The sequence below is a fragment of the gamma proteobacterium symbiont of Lampromicra miyakona genome (genome assembly GCF_059730895.1).
Genome location: NZ_AP035932.1, coordinates 3,249,109 through 3,266,079 on the forward strand (window position 1 = coordinate 3,249,109; position 16,971 = coordinate 3,266,079).

The following is a 16,971-nucleotide window of genomic DNA, read 5'->3' on the forward strand; positions in this document are numbered from 1 at the left end:
TTAACGTACCTTGAGCGTTGCCAGGCCAATCAGCACCAGCATCAGCGAAATAATCCAGAAGCGCACGATCACGCGCGGCTCCGGCCAGCCTTTCAGTTCATAGTGGTGGTGAATCGGTGCCATGCGGAAAATACGCTGACCGCGCAGCTTGAACGAACCCACCTGCAGAATCACCGACAGCGTCTCGACCACAAATACGCCGCCCATGATCACCAGCAAAAATTCCTGACGCAGCAGCACTGCCAGCGTACCCAGTGCGCCACCCAGCGCCAGCGAACCCACGTCGCCCATAAAGACCTGCGCCGGATAGGTGTTGAACCACAGGAAGCCGAGACCGGCCCCGACAATCGCGGTACAGACAATCACCAGCTCACCGGCGTGACGCAGATACGGAATGTGCAGATACTCGGCAAATTTCACGTTACCGGTCGCCCAGGCCACCAGTGCAAATCCCGCCGCGACAAACACCGTTGGCATGATGGCCAGACCATCCAGACCGTCTGTCAGGTTTACCGCATTACCGGTTCCGACAATCACAAAGTAGGCCAGCACCACGTAGAACAGGCCGAGCTGCGGCATAACATCTTTGAAGAACGGCACCACCAGCTGTGTGGCAGGCGTATCTTTACCGGCGATGAACAGCGCGAACGCCACGCCGAGCGAAATCACCGACATCCAGAAATATTTCCAGCGCGCGATCAGGCCCTTAGTGTCTTTACGCACCACTTTGCGATAGTCATCAACAAAGCCAATTACGCCAAAACCGACCAGCACCACCAGCACGCACCAGACGTAAGGATTGGACGGATAAGCCCACATCAGCACCGAAACCGTGATGGAGGTCAGAATCATTATGCCGCCCATGGTCGGCGTGCCGCGCTTGCTGAAGTGCGACTCCGGACCATCGTTACGTACCACCTGGCCAATCTGCAGTTTCTGCAGCCAGGCGATCAGGCGCGGGCCCATCCATAAAGAGATGAACAGAGCGGTCAGCAGGCTGACAATGGCGCGAAACGTCAGATAGGAAAAGACGTTAAAGCCGGAATAAAATGCGACCAGATGTTCGGCCAGCCAGACTAGCATGTTCCTTTCTCCTGTAAGCTCTGTACTACCTGCTCCATGGCGGCACTACGTGAACCTTTAACCAAAATAGTGATGTCCGCATGTTGGGACAGCAGCGTGCGTAAACGTTCAGTCAGTTCAGCTTTACTGGCGAAATGTTCGCCCCGGCCGCTGCTTTCACTAATCAAATGGCTGAAGCTGCCGGTGCTCAGCACACAATCAATACCGGCGGCTTTCGCCGCTTCGCCCACCTGACGATGACAGGCTTCGGCTTCTTCGCCCAGCTCACCCATGTCACCCACCACCATGACGCGGAAGCCCGGCATATCGCCCAGCACCTGCGCAGCGGCGGTCATCGAACCGACGTTGGCGTTGTAGCTGTCATCCAGCAGCAGCTGATTACCGGCGAGGCGAATCGGGAACAGGCGCCCAGGAACGGGCTGTAAGGTTTTAAGGCCAGACTGGATAGCGGTTAACGGCGCGTCAACCGACAGCGCCAGCGCGGCAGCAGCCAGCGCATTAGCGATATTGTGCCGGCCCGGCAGCGGCAGCTCGACGGCGATGTCGCCGCGCGGCGTGTGCAGGGTAAACAGCGTGGCGTCAGCGCGCAGTACGATATCGCTGGCGCGGAACTCCGCGTCTGCCATCGGCTGCGGCGAAAAGCGCCACAGGGTTTTGTCTGCGAACTGCGGCTGCCAGTTGGGCAGATCGTTGCTGTCAGCGTTGATGATTGCGGTGCCGTGTACCGGTAAGCCGCCAAAGATTTCGCCTTTGGCTTTTGCCACGCCCGCCAGTGAACCGAAGCCTTCCAGATGCGCCGCCGCCAGATTGTTGACCAGCGCGGTTTCCGGACGCACCAGATTGGTGGTGTAAGCGATTTCACCCTGATGGTTCGCGCCCATTTCAATCACGGCATACGCGTGTTGCGGGGTAAGACGCAATAGCGTCATCGGCACGCCGTAATCGTTGTTGAGATTGCCGGCGGTATACAGCGTTTCACCGCACTGGCGCAGAATCGCCGCAGTCATCTCTTTCACGGAGGTTTTACCGGAGGAGCCGGTCAGCCCTACCACGCGCGCTTTCGCCTGCTGACGCACCCAGGCGCCGAGCTGACCAAAAGCGATACGCGTGTCAGCGACCACCACCTGCGGCACGTCAACCGCTAAACGACGGTTCACCAGCAGCGCCTGAGCGCCACTGGCGATAGCGTCGGCGGCAAAATCGTGTGCATCGAAACGTTCGCCCACCAGCGCGACAAACAGGCTGCCTGGGGTGACTTTACGGGTATCCGTGGTGACATCCGCAATAGTGAGATCGCTGCCGTGCAGTTGCCCACCGCTAATCTCTGCCAGGGTTTTCAGCGTAACCGGAATCATGCCATTACCCCCAGCAAACGGGCGACGGTGTCGCGGTCAGAGTAGTCAAGGCGGCGGTTGCCGATGATTTGATAATCTTCATGGCCTTTACCGGCCACCAGCACGATGTCGTCGGCGCTGGCCTGCATCACCGCATGGGTGACCGCCTGCGCTCGTCCTGCAATGACGCGGGCGCGGCCCGGATCGAGCAGGCCGGTGAGAATGTCGTTAACAATCGCCGTCGGATCTTCGCTCCGCGGATTGTCATCGGTGATCACCACGATATCGGCAAACTGTTCGGCAATCGCGCCCATCAGTGGACGTTTGCCTTTGTCACGGTCGCCACCGCAGCCAAATACGCACCACAGCTGGCCCTTGCAGTGCAGCCGGGCCGCTTCCAGCGCTTTTTCCAGCGCGTCTGGCGTATGTGCGTAATCCACCACCACCGTCGGCTTGTGCGCGGCGGTGAACACTTCCATACGCCCGCACACCGGCTGCAGCTGGCTGGCACTGGCCACCAGCGTGTCGAGCGGATAATCCAGCGTCAGCAGTGTCGCCAGCGCCAGCAGCAGATTGCTGACGTTAAAGGCACCCATCAGGCGGCTGTCAAACTCGCCGTTGCCCCAGCTCGAACTGAACTGCACGTGTGCGCCACCGTCGTGATAATCGATCGCTGTCGCCTGCAGCCAGCGGCCACGACAGCCGGGCTGCAGATTGTTGCTCAGCGTAACGGCCACGGCATCCGGTAATTTTTCCAGCCAGCGGCGGCCCACTTCATCATCAGCGTTGATGATGGCCTCGCCTACCTGATGCTCAGAAAACAGCAGCCACTTGGCCGATTCGTAGCCCTGCATGTCACCGTGATAATCAAGGTGATCGCGGCTCAGATTGGTAAATACCGCGGCGGCAAACGGCAGCGCGGCCACGCGATGCTGCACCAGACCGTGCGAAGAGACTTCCATCGCGGCGACGGTAGCCCCCTGCCCGACCAGGTCGTGCAGAATATGCTGTACATCCACCGCCGAGCCGGTGGTGTTTTCACTCGGCACCAGCTGGCCGTACAGGCCATTGCCCACCGTGCCCATCACCGCACCGGTTTCGCCCAGCAGGTTGGCCCACTGCGCAATCAGCTGCGTGGTGGTGGTTTTGCCGTTAGTGCCGGTCACACCAATCAGCTTTAATTTGTCAGCCGGCTGCTGGTAGAAACGCCCGGCCAGCGCGGAAAGGCGCTGCGGCAGCTGAGCCAGATAGATAACCGGGACGCCGTGCATCTCGCGGATATCACCATCGCTGGCTTCACCTTCAGCCTCGGCAATGACCGCCGCCACACCCTGGGCGATGGCCTGTGGAATAAATCGACGTCCATCAGCATGATGGCCCGCCACGGCGATAAACAGATCGCCAGCAGCCGCAGCGCGGCTGTCCAGTGTCATGTCACGGAGTGGACGCGCCGGCGCGCCAGGCACCCAAGGGGCCAGCAAGTCGCGCAGGTTACGATCTGTCACTTGATTCCTCACTTCTCTTATTCTTCACCAACTCGTTTTTATCCACCGTTGGCAGCGCATCCGGTTCAATGTTCATGGTGCGCAGCACACCGCCCATGATGGCGCCAAACACCGGTGCAGAAACCGCACCACCATAATATTTACCGGCCTGGGGATCGTTGATCACTACCACCAGCGCAAAACGCGGGCGACTGGCAGGCGCAACGCCCGCGGTGTAAGCAATGTATTTATTGACGTAGCGTCCGTCCGGCCCGACTTTTTTCGCGGTACCGGTTTTGATCGCGATGCGATAGCCCTTGATGGCGGCTTTAACACCACCGCCACCCGGCAGCGCCACGCTTTCCATCATGTGCATCACGGTTTTCACCAGGTCTTCCGGGAAAACACGCTCGCCCGCCACCGGCGGGTCAACTTTGGTAATCGACAGCGGGCGATTGATGCCGTAGCTGCCAATGGTTGCGTAGACTCGCGCTAACTGTAACGGCGTTACCATTAGCCCGTAGCCGAAAGAGAAGGTGGCCCTCTCTATGTCAGACCACCGTTGTTTTTGAGGGTATAAGCCACTACTTTCCCCGACCAGCCCCAAATTGGTCGGTTTACCCAGGCCAAAGCGCGCGTAAGTTTCTACCAGCGCTGAGGAGGGCATCGCTAACGCGAGGCGCGAAACCCCGACGTTACTCGACTTCTGCAGAACCCCGGTAAGGGTCAATTCGTTGTAGCGCGCCACGTCTTTGATCTCATGGCCATTGACGCGATACGGCACGGTGTTCAGAACGCTGTTCTCTTTCACCACGCCGCGCTGCAGTGCGGTCATCACCACCATTGGCTTCACGGTGGAACCTGGCTCGAAGATGTCGGTAATAGCGCGGTTACGCATGACGTCTTTCGGCGTGTTGCTGAGATTATTGGGGTTGTAAGCCGGGCTGTTGGCCATCGCCAGCACTTCGCCGGTGTTCACGTCCACCAGCACCGCAGTGCCCGATTCGGCTTTGTTGAAGGCAACGGCATTGTTCAGTTCGCGGTACACCAGCGCCTGCAGGCGCTCGTCGATGCTCAGTGTCAGGTTGTGCGCGGCGCGACTGTCGACCGAGGAGATGTCCTCAATCACCCGCCCGTAGCGGTCTTTGCGCACGGTACGTTCGCCCGGCTCGCCGGTCAGCCATTTATCAAAGCTCTTCTCGATGCCTTCAATGCCCTGGCCGTCAATGTTGGTGAAGCCAATCAGGTGGGCAGTGACCTGACCGGCCGGATAGTAGCGGCGCGACTCCTGGCGCAGGTAAATACCGGGCAGCTTGAGCTTTTTCACGTATTCGCCAATCGCCGGGTTAACCTGACGGGCGAGGTAAATAAAGCGCCCTTTTGGGTTGGCGTTGACGCGCGCCGCCAGCTGATCCAGCGGGATCGACAGCGCATCCGACAGCGCTTTCCAGCGGCTATCAACGGTGACGCCGCCGTGCTCGGTCAGCTCTTTGGGATCGGCCCAGATGGCGTTAACCGGCACGCTTACCGCCAGCGGGCGTCCGGCGCGATCGCTGATCATGCCGCGTGCGGTAGGCACTTCCTGCACGCGCAGCGAACGTAAATCGCCTTCCTTCACCAGCTTATCCGGGCTGATCACCTGCAGCCACGCCACGCGCGACAGCAATCCGCCCAGCGCCAGAAGAATACAGCCGCACAGCAACGCAAAACGCCAGCTTACAAAGCTGGCCTTATCTTCCTGTTTTCTTAACTTCAGCGTTTTGCCTGCGCCACTCATTGAGGTCTGCGATTCCTTATTTCTGCACCACAATATTTTCCTGTGAAGGATCAACATGCTGCAACTGCAGCTTATCGGTTGCTATCCGTTCTACCCGGCTGTGATCGCCCAGCGCATTCTCTTCGAGGATCAGGTTGCGCCATTCGATATCCAGCGCATCACGCTCCAGCACCAGCTGCTCACGCTGCGCCGTCAGCAGACGGGTCTTATGCGTGGTGGTCACCACCAGCACCGAAGAAACCAGCACGGCGATCAGCAGCAGCAGCGGGATCTTGCCAAAACGCAGCAGATCGCCACCAATGACGCCGGGCAGGCTGTGACGCTCATTGCCAATCACGATGCGGTTCTCTCAGCGATACGCAGGACCGAACTGCGCGCGCGCGGGTTGTCTTTGACTTCGGCTTCGCCAGGAATCAGCTTGCCGAGGGTTTTCAGTTCACGTCCGCCCAGCGCTTTCAGCTGGCTCTCGGTCATCGGAATCCCGGCCGGCACCTGCGGACCACGGCTCTGGTCACGCATGAAGCGCTTCACCAGCCGATCCTCCAGCGAGTGGAAGCTGATGATGGATAAACGCCCGCCCGGTGCCAGCACCGTCAATGCCCCTTTCAGCGCGATATCGATCTCTTCCAGCTCACTGTTGATCCAGATGCGTATCGCCTGGAAGCTGCGCGTCGCCGGATGCTTAAACTTGTCTTTTACCGGCGTTGCCGCCGCAATCAGATCGGCCAGCTCTTTGGTGCGCGTCATCGGCTGTTCCCGGTTGCGCTCGACGATGGCGCGGGCGATGCGTTTTGCGAAGCGCTCTTCGCCGTAGGTTTTCAGCACAAACGCAATGTCTGCCTCTTCCGCGCTCTGCAACCACTCGGCTGCCGACTGACCGCGCGTCGGATCCATACGCATATCCAGCGGCCCGTCGCGCATAAAGGAGAAACCGCGCTCGGCGTCATCCAGCTGAGGTGAAGAGACGCCCAAATCCAGCAGTACGCCGTCGATTTTGCCGGTCAGTCCGCGCTCTTCGACATACTCAGCCAGCGCTGAAAACGGCCCGTGCACAATCGAGAAACGTGGATCTTTTATCTCAGCGGCTGCGGCTATGGCTTGCGGATCGCGATCGATCGCCAGTAACTGTCCGTGCGCGCCAAGCTGCGACAGGATCAGGCGTGAGTGACCGCCGCGACCAAAGGTACCGTCAATATAAATGCCGTCTTCCCTGATATTAAGGCCGTTAACCGCCTCATCCAGCAGCACCGTGGTGTGTTTAAAATTTTCCTGCATAGCTATAGCGACAAGTCCTGCAACCGCTCAGATAAAGGCTCCTGAGCTGACTGTTCTGCGTCAATATCGTCCTTAACTTGTTGATACCAGGTCTGTTCATCCCACAGCTCAAACTTGTTGAACTGTCCAACCAGCATCACTTCTTTGGTCAGGCTCGCATGCTGGCGCAACGTATTCGCCAGCAGTAAACGGCCTGCGTTATCCATCTGGCACTCGCTGGCATGTCCTAACAGCAGACGCTGCACGCGACGCTCGTTCGGATTCATACTGGATAACCGGGCCAGTTTTTTCTCAATAATTTCCCATTCGGGCAGGGTATAAAGCAGCAGGCAGGGCTGATGGAGGTCAATGGTGCAAACCATTTGACCCTGAGACTCTGCGAGCAGCAATTCGCGATAACGCGTCGGCACCGCCAGGCGCCCTTTGCTGTCGAGATTGACTAACGTTGCTCCACGGAACATGCCAGCCCTACCCCTCAGTTACCCGTTTTCACCACTTTATCCCACTTTTTACCACGAAACGAGTTTACGGAGCCGATGAAATCCTTGTCAAGCCGCAACGGCAAGTGAATATCACTCTTTACACCGAATGAAATTAACCGGAGAGAAGAATAAGAGGAGAATGAATGGTCAATTTAAAATTAACCTGATGAATAACAGTATAAAAAAAATTTGCGTCAGATTTATCGGTGAAAATTAGCGCAATTTTACCGCTGCGATTATTCTGCCCCAATCTGCGACGGCGGCGGCATTTTAGGGGATTTCTGAAAGGAAGCCCAGCACCATCGCGTCAGCTCTGCTATGCGCGATTGCTGAAGATGTAAACAAATAAGAAAATCCAGCGCCGATAATTCGTTAGCCGGGGCGATGATAATTTACGCTTTTTTACGCCCGTGTGCGTCTGGTTAAATAGGGATGAGAGAAATTAGCGCGGGCGACGTCTCGCCCGACGCTTCATTTAGCGCGACGACTTAATTGTCCGCGGCGGAATAAATTACGGCGAATACGGGTTAAACCTGGCTTCGGTTTGCGTGGCTCATCCAGCGAAGCCAGCACCAGCTCCAGCACACGCTCAGCAACATCGCGATGGCGCTGCCCTACCGCCAGCACCGGGCACTCCAGAAAGTCTAATAATTCGTGGTCGCCGAAAGTCGCAATAGCCAGGTCAGTTGGCAAGCGGCCGTCACGCTTCAGCGTCACGTCCATCACCCCCTGCAGCAGGCCAAACGAGGTGGTAAACAGTGCTTCGGGCATCGCGTGGTCTTCGAGGTATTTTTCAAACAGCGTCGCCGCAGCGGCGCGGTCAAAGCTGTTGCAATAGATGAAATCGATCGGGCGTTCATCGCCCTGCCACGCCTCGCGGAAACCCATTTCACGCAGGAAGCTGACCGACAGCTCCGGCAGCGCGCCGAGAAACAGCACGTTTTTCACCGGCAGCTGACGCAATTCAGCCGCCAGCGCCTGCGCGTCATCCTGATCGGCACCGACCACGCTGGTGAAGTGTTCACGATCCAGCGCGCGGTCCAGCGCGATAATCGGCAGCGGATCGTTGACCCAGCGCTGATAGAACGGATGTTCCGGCGGCAGCGACGTGGAGACAATGATCGCATCCACCTGACGCTGCAGCAGATGCTCAATGCAGCGCATTTCGTTATCCGGCTGATCTTCGGAACAGGCAATCAGCAGCTGATAGCCGCGCTGACGCGCCTGGCGTTCAAGATAGTTGGCGATGCGGGTATAACTGGTGTTTTCCAGATCGGGGATCACCAGACCAATCGAACGGGTGCGTCCGGCGCGCAGGCCCGCAGCCACCGCGTTGGGGTGATAGTTGTACTCACGCACCACCGCCATGACTTTCTCAACGGTTTTGTCGCTGACACGATACTGCCGCGCTTTGCCATTGATGACATAGCTCGCCGTGGTGCGCGACACGCCCGCCAGGCGCGCAATTTCATCCAGTTTCACGATGACACCTTAATTCTGATAAGCCAGGGCTGGCGAAAATGTCCGCAGAGTAGCTAAGGGTAAAACATTTGTAACATCTAACCGCAGAACAGTACGCTGAGCAACCGCTTTTCATGCACAAGCGGCCGAAGCGCATAAAATAAAAAAACCCGGCATTCCGCCGGGTTAGCTTGAAAACCAATGATAACTTTGCGGTATTAACGCATTACGCGATCGCCGCGTGATACCCCGACGATGCCGGAACGCGCCACTTCAACGATTTCCGCCACTTCACGTACGGTGTTGAGGAACGCGTCGAGTTTATCGCTGGTGCCGGCCAGCTGAACCGTGTACAGCGTCGGCGTCACATCAATGATCTGCCCACGGAAAATTTCCGCGCTGCGTTTTACCTCTTCGCGACCGTACCCGCTGGCCTGAATCTTCACCAGCATGATTTCACGCTCGACGTAAGCGCCCTGCCCCAGTTCGCTGACGCGCAACACGTCCACCAGCTTGTGCAGCTGCTTTTCGATCTGCTCCAGCACTTTCTGGTCGCCCACGGTCTGAATGGTCATGCGCGACAGGGTAGGATCGTCGGTCGGCGCGACGGTCAGGCTCTCAATGTTATAGCCGCGCTGGGAAAACAGCCCCACCACGCGCGACAATGCGCCGGATTCGTTCTCCAGCAGAACTGATAAAATACGACGCATAATTAAGTCCTCTCCGTTTTGCTCAACCACATCTCATCCATCGCGCCACCGCGAATCTGCATCGGGTAGACGTGCTCGCTGCCGTCCACCGTGACATCCACAAACACCAGACGCCCTTTCGCCAGCGTATCGAGCGCCAGCTGCAGCTTCTCTTCCAGCTCAGCCGGATGCTGAATCGCGATGCCCACGTGGCCATAGGCTTCCGCCAGGCGCACGAAGTCCGGCAGTGATTCCATATAGGATTGTGAATGGCGGCCGGAGTAAATCATGTCCTGCCACTGTTTCACCATGCCGAGGAAGCGGTTGTTGAGGTTCAGCACCAGCACCGGCAGGTCATACTGCAGCGCGGTCGACAGCTCCTGAATGTTCATCTGGATACTGCCGTCGCCGGTCACGCAAATTACGGTTTCCTGCGGCAGCGCCATCTTCACGCCGAGTGCCGCCGGCAGGCCAAAGCCCATGGTGCCGAGGCCGCCGGAGTTGATCCAGCGACGCGGTTTATCGAACTGATAGTAAAGCGCGGCGAACATCTGGTGCTGGCCGACGTCCGAGGTCACATACGCCTCGCCGTGCGTCAAACGACAAATGGTTTCGATCACCGCCTGCGGTTTGATTTTGTCGCTGGTACGGTCAAATTCCAGGCACTTGCGGCTGCGCCAGCCTTCAATGCTCTGCCACCAGTCACGCAGGCTGTCGAGCTCCTGCTTCGCCTCGCTCTGTGCCAGCAGCTCCAGCATCTGCGTCAGCGTCTGTCTGGCATCGCCGACAATTGGAATATCGGCGCTGACGGTTTTGGAGATCGAGGTCGGATCGACGTCAATGTGCATCACGGTGGCATTCGGGCAATACTTCGCCAGATTGTTGGTGGTGCGATCGTCAAAGCGTACGCCGATACCAAAGATCAGATCGGCATTGTGCATGGTCATGTTGGCTTCATAGGTGCCGTGCATACCGAGCATGCCCACACACTGACGATGCGTGCCCGGGAACGCGCCCAGCCCCATCAGCGAGGTGGTGACCGGAATATTCAGCTGCTCTGCCAGCTGCAGCAGTTCCGCCTCGCAGCCAGAAGTAATGGCCCCGCCACCGACGTAAATTACCGGCTTGTGCGCCGCCAGCAGCGTCTGCAGCGCGCGCTTGATCTGGCCTTTGTGGCCCTGCAGCGTCGGATTGTAAGAGCGCATGCTGACAGTTTCCGGCCACACGTACGGCAGCTTGTTAGCCGGATTCAGAATATCTTTTGGCAGATCGATCACCACCGGCCCCGGACGACCACTGGCCGCCAGCCAGAAGGCTTTTTTCAGCACTGTCGGGATCTCTTCGGTGCTTTTCACCAGGAAGCTGTGCTTCACCACCGGACGCGAAATCCCCACCATGTCGCACTCCTGGAAGGCGTCATAGCCAATCAGCGAGGACGGCACCTGACCGGAGAGGATCACCAGCGGAATGGAATCCATATAAGCGGTCGCAATGCCGGTGATGGCGTTGGTGGCGCCAGGACCTGAGGTGACCAGCACCACGCCGACTTCGCCGGTCGCGCGCGCCAGGCCATCCGCCATATGTACGGCACCCTGCTCGTGGCGTACCAGCACGTGGTCAATACCACCGACCGTTTGCAGCGCATCATAAATATCGAGCACCGCACCGCCCGGATAACCGAATACCTGCTTAACGCCCTGATCGATTAACGAACGGACGACCATTTCGGCTCCTGACAACATCTCCATTTTCTGCCTCCAGGCTTGAGAGCCAGCTGCGCCAGCAAACGCTATCCTGCGTGCCGCTCGCATCTGTCCCTTTATTGCCAATTAAGATCAAAACCTTATGTTTATGCTCAGAAGACGCCATTCATTTCGTCTTCCAGGTACAGGGAATCTACCTGCGTGGATTCTTTTGAGAGTAGGTCGATTACCATAACCGCAGAAAACCCGGCCTGCAAACGTCATAAGGCGGCACGGCGCTGTCAGTGGCAAAAAAGGCACTGACGCGTGATTATCGCCCGGGAGGAATAAACTAATGCGATGGCATATGGACAGAGGAAAATGCTGGTTTGCAGATTATTTACAGCGTGTTGTAAGAAATATGATTTTCATATTGCCAGCGTGTTTAGCCCACAATTTTTTCCGTTACCGCGTTTCTGGCGTGATTAACTCTTAAATCCATCTTCCACATCACAATCTGCTAAGCAACAAGCTTTATCTTGTTTTTCCACCTGACGAATAAGCCTGACTAAAAACATATAATTCAGCAACTTAAAATTACCCACCTTTTTTAAAAGATTTTTTAAAGTGGCATAACGCGCTAAGCCACCGTTAATTAATGGCAATGCTCTGTGATGACCGATAATCCCAGCACATCACCCTTTTCCGGCCAGAGAAATACCCTTTCACTTAGGGTTGACATCGCCAGGCGAATCCAGTACCAATATGTGCAGCACTCATTTTACGAGGTTTGATTCATGTCACGTTCTTTTCGTCTACTCGGTCTACTACTTAACGCATCCAGTTTGCGCGGTAGACTCGTGGGCGAAATCAACAACTGATTCGAACCTGCTGAAAGTTAAAAAACCCGCGCCACTGCGCGGGTTTTTTTATGCTCGTAGCACCGGCGAAGTCAATGCAAAAGGAAGATGACCATGAGCCAGCAAGTAATAATTTTCGATACCACTCTGCGCGACGGCGAACAGGCTTTACAGGCCAGCCTGAGTGTTAAAGAAAAACTGCAGATCGCCCTGGCGCTGGAAAGGATGGGCGTGGATGTAATGGAAGTCGGTTTTCCGGTCTCTTCGCCGGGTGATTTCGAATCCGTGCAGACCATTGCCCGGACCATCAAAAACAGCCGCGTGTGTGGTCTGGCGCGCTGTGTCGAGAAAGATATTGACGCGGCTTACGAATCGCTGCGCGTGGCCGATGCCTTCCGTATTCACACCTTTATCGCTACTTCGCCGATGCACATCGCCACTAAACTGCGCAGCACGCTGCCGGAAGTGATTGAACGCGCGGTGCACATGATTAAGCGGGCGCGCAACTATACCGATGACGTTGAGTTCTCCTGCGAAGACGGTGGCCGTACGCCGATTGACGACCTGTGCCGCATGGTAGAAGCCGCGATCAACGCCGGCGCCACCACCATCAATATTCCGGACACCGTGGGCTATACCCTGCCGGGTGAGTACGCCAACATTATTGGTCAGCTGGTACAGCGCGTACCCAACATCGACAAAGCGATTCTGTCGGTACATACCCATGACGATCTGGGTATGGCGACCGGTAACGCCATTGCGGCGGTGCTGGCCGGTGCGCGTCAGGTCGAAGGCACGCTGAACGGACTGGGCGAGCGCGCCGGTAACTGTGCGCTGGAAGAGGTGATCATGGCGATCAAAACCCGTCAGCAGATCATGAACGTGCACACCAATATCAATCATCAGGAAATCTACCGCACCAGCCAGATTGTCAGCCAGATCTGCAACATGCCGATCCCGGCCAACAAAGCGGTAGTCGGTTCCAACGCCTTCGCTCACTCCTCCGGCATTCATCAGGATGGTGTGCTGAAGAACCGCGAAAACTACGAAATCCTGACGCCAGAATCGATTGGCCTGCACAAAATTCAGCTGAACCTGACCTCCCGCTCCGGCCGTGCCGCCGTGAAGCACCGTATGGAAGAGATGGGTTACAAAGAGTCCGATTACAACCTGGATACGCTGTACGACGCCTTCCTGAAGCTGGCGGACAAAAAAGGCCAGGTTTTCGATTACGACCTGGAAGCGCTGGCCTTCATTAATAAGCAGAATGAAGAGCCGGAGTACTTCCAGCTGAACGAATTCAACGTGCAGACCGGCTCCAGCGTCACCGCGACGGCGTCGGTGCAGCTGGGCTGCGGCGAAGAGGCCAAAGCCGACGCCGCCACCGGTAACGGTCCGGTTGATGCCGTCTACCAGGCTATTAACCGTATCACCGGCTTCGATGCTGAGCTGGTGAACTACAAGCTGACCGCGAAAGGCCACGGCGAAAACGCGCTGGGTCAGGTCGATATCGTGGTCAACTACAACGGGCGTAAATTCCACGGCGTGGGCCTGGCGACCGATATCGTCGAATCCTCGGCGAAAGCGATGGTGAATGCCCTGAACAACATCTGGCGGGCAAAGCAGGTCGAAAAAGAATTGCAGCGTAAATTTAAAGATCAGAAGGAAACGGTGTAACTATGACTCAGTCTTATCATATTGCGGTAATGCCAGGCGACGGAATCGGTCCGGAAGTGATGGCGCAGGCCATGAAAGTTCTCGACGCGATTCGCGCGCGCTTCGATATGCGCATCACCACCAGCGAATATGATGTCGGCGGTATCGCCATCGATCGTCACGGTGAACCTTTACCCGCCGCCACCGTGGCCGGTGCTGAGCAGGCCGATGCCATTCTGTTCGGCTCGGTCGGCGGTCCAAAATGGGAACACCTGCCGCCGGCTGGCCAGCCTGAGCGCGGTGCGCTGCTGCCGCTGCGTAAACACTTCAAACTGTTCAGCAACCTGCGCCCGGCGGCGCTGTACAAAGGTCTGGAAGCATTTTGCCCGCTGCGCAGCGACATCGCCGCCCGCGGCTTCGATATCCTGTGCGTGCGTGAGCTGACCGGTGGCATCTATTTCGGCCAGCCGAAAGGCCGCGAAGGCAGCGGCGCGCATGAACGCGCTTTTGATACCGAGGTCTATCACCGTTTTGAAATCGAGCGTATTGCCCGCAACGCCTTCGAAGCTGCGCGCAAGCGTCGTAACAAAGTGACTTCCGTTGATAAAGCTAACGTGCTGGCGACCTCGGTGATGTGGCGTGAAATCGTCAACGAAGTGGCAAAAGATTATCCGGATGTGCAGCTGAGCCATATGTACATCGACAACGCCACCATGCAGCTGATTAAGGATCCGTCGCAGTTTGACGTTTTACTCTGCTCGAATCTGTTTGGTGACATTCTGTCGGACGAGTGCGCGATGATTACCGGCTCGATGGGCATGCTGCCTTCGGCCAGCCTGAATGAAGAGGGATTCGGCCTGTTCGAACCGGCGGGCGGTTCCGCACCGGATATCGCCGGCCAGAACATCGCCAACCCGATTGCGCAGATTCTGTCGCTGGCGATGCTGCTGCGTTTCAGCCTGAACGCTGACGCCGCTGCGGATAGCATTGAACGCGCGGTAAGCCGTGCGCTGGAAGCGGGCCATCGCACCCGTGATTTGGCCGGTGACGGCCCTGCCGTGAGCACCGATGAAATGGGCAGCATCATTGCCGGTTACATCAGCGAGGAAAAATAACAAAATGAAAAGCTTATACCAGAAGTTATTTGATGCACATGTCGTTCACGAAGCGCCAGACGAAACGCCGTTGCTGTATATCGATCGTCACCTGATTCACGAAGTCACCTCGCCGCAGGCGTTTGACGGTCTGCGTGCGCACGGCCGTAAAGTGCGCCAGCCGTCGAAGACCTTTGCCACCATGGACCACAACGTTTCCACCCAGACCAAAGACATCAACGCCTCGGGTGAGATGGCGCGTATTCAGATGCAGGAGCTGATGAAGAACTGTGCTGAGTTCGGCATTCAGCTGTATGACCTGAACCACCCGTTCCAGGGCATTGTGCACGTGATCGGTCCCGAGCAGGGCATGACGCTGCCAGGCATGACCATCGTTTGCGGCGACTCGCACACCGCAACGCACGGCGCCTTCGGCTCCCTGGCGTTCGGTATCGGCACCTCCGAAGTGGAGCACGTGTTCGCCACCCAGACCCTGAAACAGGGCCGGGCGAAAACCATGAAGATTGAAGTGCTGGGCGAAGCTGCGCCGGGCATCACCGCCAAAGACATCGTACTGGCGATCATCGGTAAAACCGGCAGCGCCGGCGGCACCGGTCACGTGGTTGAATTCTGTGGCCCGGCGATTGAAGCACTGAGCATGGAAGGCCGCATGACGCTGTGCAACATGGCGATTGAGATGGGCGCCAAAGCGGGCCTGGTAGCACCGGATGACACCACGTTTGCCTATCTGAAAGACAAGCAGTTCGCGCCGAAGGGCGAGCAGTGGGAGCAGGCGGTGGCTTACTGGCGCACCCTGAAATCCGACAGCGACGCGCAGTTTGACGCCGTTGTGACCCTGAATGCTGCCGATATCGCGCCGCAGGTCACCTGGGGCACCAATCCAGGCCAGGTGATGGCCGTGGATCAGGCCATCCCGAATCCGGCCTCGTTTGCCGATCCGGTTGAACGTGCTTCCGCCGAGAAAGCGCTGGCTTATATGGATCTGCAGCCGGGCATCAAACTGACTGAGGTAGCGATCGATAAAGTGTTTATCGGTTCCTGCACCAACTCACGTATCGAAGATCTGCGCGCGGCTGCCGCGATCGCCAAAGGCCGCAAAGTGGCGCCGGGCGTGGTTGCGATGGTGGTGCCGGGTTCCGGTCCGGTGAAAGCGCAGGCTGAAGCCGAAGGCCTGGACAAAATCTTCCTCGAAGCCGGTTTTGAGTGGCGTTTGCCGGGCTGTTCGATGTGCCTGGCGATGAACAACGACCGTCTGAATCCGGGCGAGCGCTGTGCCTCAACCAGTAACCGTAACTTTGAAGGTCGCCAGGGTCGCGGCGGTCGCACCCATCTGGTGAGCCCGGCGATGGCTGCTGCGGCGGCGGTAACCGGTCGTTTTGCCGACATTCGTGAATTGACTCAGGGAGCTTAAGCCATGGCGAACAAATTTACCCAACACACCGGGATTGTGGCCCCGCTGGATGCCGCAAACGTCGACACCGATGCCATCATCCCGAAGCAGTTTTTGCAGAAAGTGACGCGCACCGGCTTTGGCGCGCACCTGTTCCACGACTGGCGTTTTGATGATGACGCCGGCACCCAGCCTACCGCCAGCTTCGTGCTGAATAAGCCGGAGTTCAAAGGCACCAGCATCCTGCTGGCGCGCGAGAACTTTGGCTGCGGCTCCTCGCGTGAACATGCGCCGTGGGCGCTGACCGACTTCGGTTTTCACGTGGTGATTGCGCCGAGTTTCGCCGACATCTTCTACGGTAACAGCTTTAACAACCAGCTGCTGCCGGTGAAGCTGAGCGAAGAGCAGGTCGATGAGATGTTCAAACTGGTGGCCGCGCAGCCGGGCATCCGCTTCACCGTGGATCTCGAAGCGCAGACCGTCACCGCCGGCGACAAGGTTTATAGCTTTGAAATCGACAGCTTCCGCCGTCACTGCATGATCAACGGCCTCGACAGCATTGGCCTGACGCTGCAGCATGAAGCGTCCATCGCCAGCTACGAATCCAGCCAGCCAGCGTTTCTGCGTTAAGGTTACCCGGTGCGCAGCAAGGCGCACCCTACAGCAAACGCGTCAGTAATTTG

At 57.5% G+C, this 16,971-nt stretch carries 16 protein-coding genes; 5 read left to right on the forward strand and 11 right to left on the reverse strand.

Annotation, left to right across the window (positions count from 1 at the left end; all coding sequences use genetic code 11):
* The 11 genes from mraY to AC6I8P_RS15335 form a co-directional block, all read right to left on the reverse strand.
* A complete protein-coding gene (gene mraY, locus AC6I8P_RS15285) occupies positions 1–1,083 on the reverse strand; it encodes a phospho-N-acetylmuramoyl-pentapeptide-transferase (protein WP_021507563.1) in 1,083 nt (360 codons plus the stop codon).
* Positions 1,077–2,438, reverse strand: a complete 1,362-nt coding sequence (gene murF / locus AC6I8P_RS15290; RefSeq protein WP_104188111.1) for a UDP-N-acetylmuramoyl-tripeptide--D-alanyl-D-alanine ligase — start codon at positions 2,436–2,438, stop codon at positions 1,077–1,079. Before murF ends, mraY begins: the two co-directional genes overlap by 7 nt.
* Positions 2,435–3,922, reverse strand: a complete 1,488-nt coding sequence (murE, locus tag AC6I8P_RS15295; protein ID WP_498030714.1) for a UDP-N-acetylmuramoyl-L-alanyl-D-glutamate--2,6-diaminopimelate ligase — start codon at positions 3,920–3,922, stop codon at positions 2,435–2,437. The genes murF and murE overlap by 4 nt, the downstream gene beginning before the upstream one ends.
* On the reverse strand, positions 3,909–5,678 hold the full coding sequence (locus tag AC6I8P_RS15300; protein ID WP_021507566.1) for a peptidoglycan glycosyltransferase FtsI: 1,770 nt from the start codon (positions 5,676–5,678) through the stop codon (positions 3,909–3,911). The genes murE and AC6I8P_RS15300 overlap by 14 nt, the downstream gene beginning before the upstream one ends.
* A 16-nt stretch (positions 5,679–5,694) precedes the next feature.
* Positions 5,695–6,015 (reverse strand): cell division protein FtsL, encoded by a 321-nt coding sequence (gene ftsL / locus AC6I8P_RS15305; RefSeq protein WP_021507567.1) that lies wholly within the window; start codon positions 6,013–6,015, stop codon positions 5,695–5,697.
* Complete coding sequence (gene rsmH, locus AC6I8P_RS15310; protein WP_021507568.1) at positions 6,012–6,953, reverse strand: 16S rRNA (cytosine(1402)-N(4))-methyltransferase RsmH; 942 nt, start codon at positions 6,951–6,953, stop codon at positions 6,012–6,014. Before rsmH ends, ftsL begins: the two co-directional genes overlap by 4 nt.
* A 2-nt stretch (positions 6,954–6,955) precedes the next feature.
* Positions 6,956–7,414 (reverse strand): division/cell wall cluster transcriptional repressor MraZ, encoded by a 459-nt coding sequence (gene mraZ / locus AC6I8P_RS15315; RefSeq protein ID WP_021507569.1) that lies wholly within the window; start codon positions 7,412–7,414, stop codon positions 6,956–6,958.
* Positions 7,415–7,906: 492 nt separating this feature from the next.
* Entirely contained in the window at positions 7,907–8,917 is a 1,011-nt protein-coding gene (gene cra, locus AC6I8P_RS15320) for a catabolite repressor/activator (protein ID WP_010615604.1), read from the reverse strand.
* 197 nt (positions 8,918–9,114) lie between these two features.
* Positions 9,115–9,606 carry an acetolactate synthase small subunit gene (gene ilvN, locus AC6I8P_RS15325; RefSeq protein ID WP_010615603.1) on the reverse strand — a complete coding sequence of 164 codons (492 nt, stop codon included), beginning with the start codon at positions 9,604–9,606 and terminating at the stop codon, positions 9,115–9,117.
* Between the two features lie 2 nt (positions 9,607–9,608).
* Complete coding sequence (ilvI, locus tag AC6I8P_RS15330) at positions 9,609–11,333, reverse strand: acetolactate synthase 3 large subunit (RefSeq protein WP_031279705.1); 1,725 nt, start codon at positions 11,331–11,333, stop codon at positions 9,609–9,611.
* 419 nt (positions 11,334–11,752) lie between these two features.
* Positions 11,753–11,932, reverse strand: coding sequence for a hypothetical protein (locus tag AC6I8P_RS15335; RefSeq protein ID WP_498030715.1), 180 nt, complete (start codon positions 11,930–11,932; stop codon positions 11,753–11,755).
* 132 nt (positions 11,933–12,064) lie between these two features.
* Between AC6I8P_RS15335 and leuL the strand changes: the two genes are divergently transcribed.
* The 5 genes from leuL to leuD all read left to right on the forward strand — a co-directional run bounded on the left by leuL (position 12,065) and on the right by leuD (position 16,918).
* Positions 12,065–12,148, forward strand: coding sequence for a leu operon leader peptide (gene leuL / locus AC6I8P_RS15340; protein WP_125308910.1), 84 nt, complete (start codon positions 12,065–12,067; stop codon positions 12,146–12,148).
* A 93-nt stretch (positions 12,149–12,241) separates the two neighbouring features.
* Complete coding sequence (leuA, locus tag AC6I8P_RS15345) at positions 12,242–13,804, forward strand: 2-isopropylmalate synthase (protein WP_021507571.1); 1,563 nt, start codon at positions 12,242–12,244, stop codon at positions 13,802–13,804.
* A gap of 2 nt (positions 13,805–13,806) precedes the next feature.
* Complete coding sequence (gene leuB / locus AC6I8P_RS15350) at positions 13,807–14,898, forward strand: 3-isopropylmalate dehydrogenase (protein ID WP_058759633.1); 1,092 nt, start codon at positions 13,807–13,809, stop codon at positions 14,896–14,898.
* 4 nt (positions 14,899–14,902) lie between these two features.
* Positions 14,903–16,309: a 3-isopropylmalate dehydratase large subunit gene (leuC, locus tag AC6I8P_RS15355; RefSeq protein ID WP_058759634.1), complete on the forward strand. Its 1,407-nt coding sequence runs from the start codon at positions 14,903–14,905 to the stop codon at positions 16,307–16,309.
* Between the two features lie 3 nt (positions 16,310–16,312).
* The gene (gene leuD / locus AC6I8P_RS15360; protein ID WP_058759635.1) at positions 16,313–16,918 is read left to right on the forward strand and encodes a 3-isopropylmalate dehydratase small subunit; all 606 of its coding nucleotides are present in this window, start codon (positions 16,313–16,315) and stop codon (positions 16,916–16,918) included.
* Positions 16,919–16,971 lie beyond the last annotated feature (53 nt).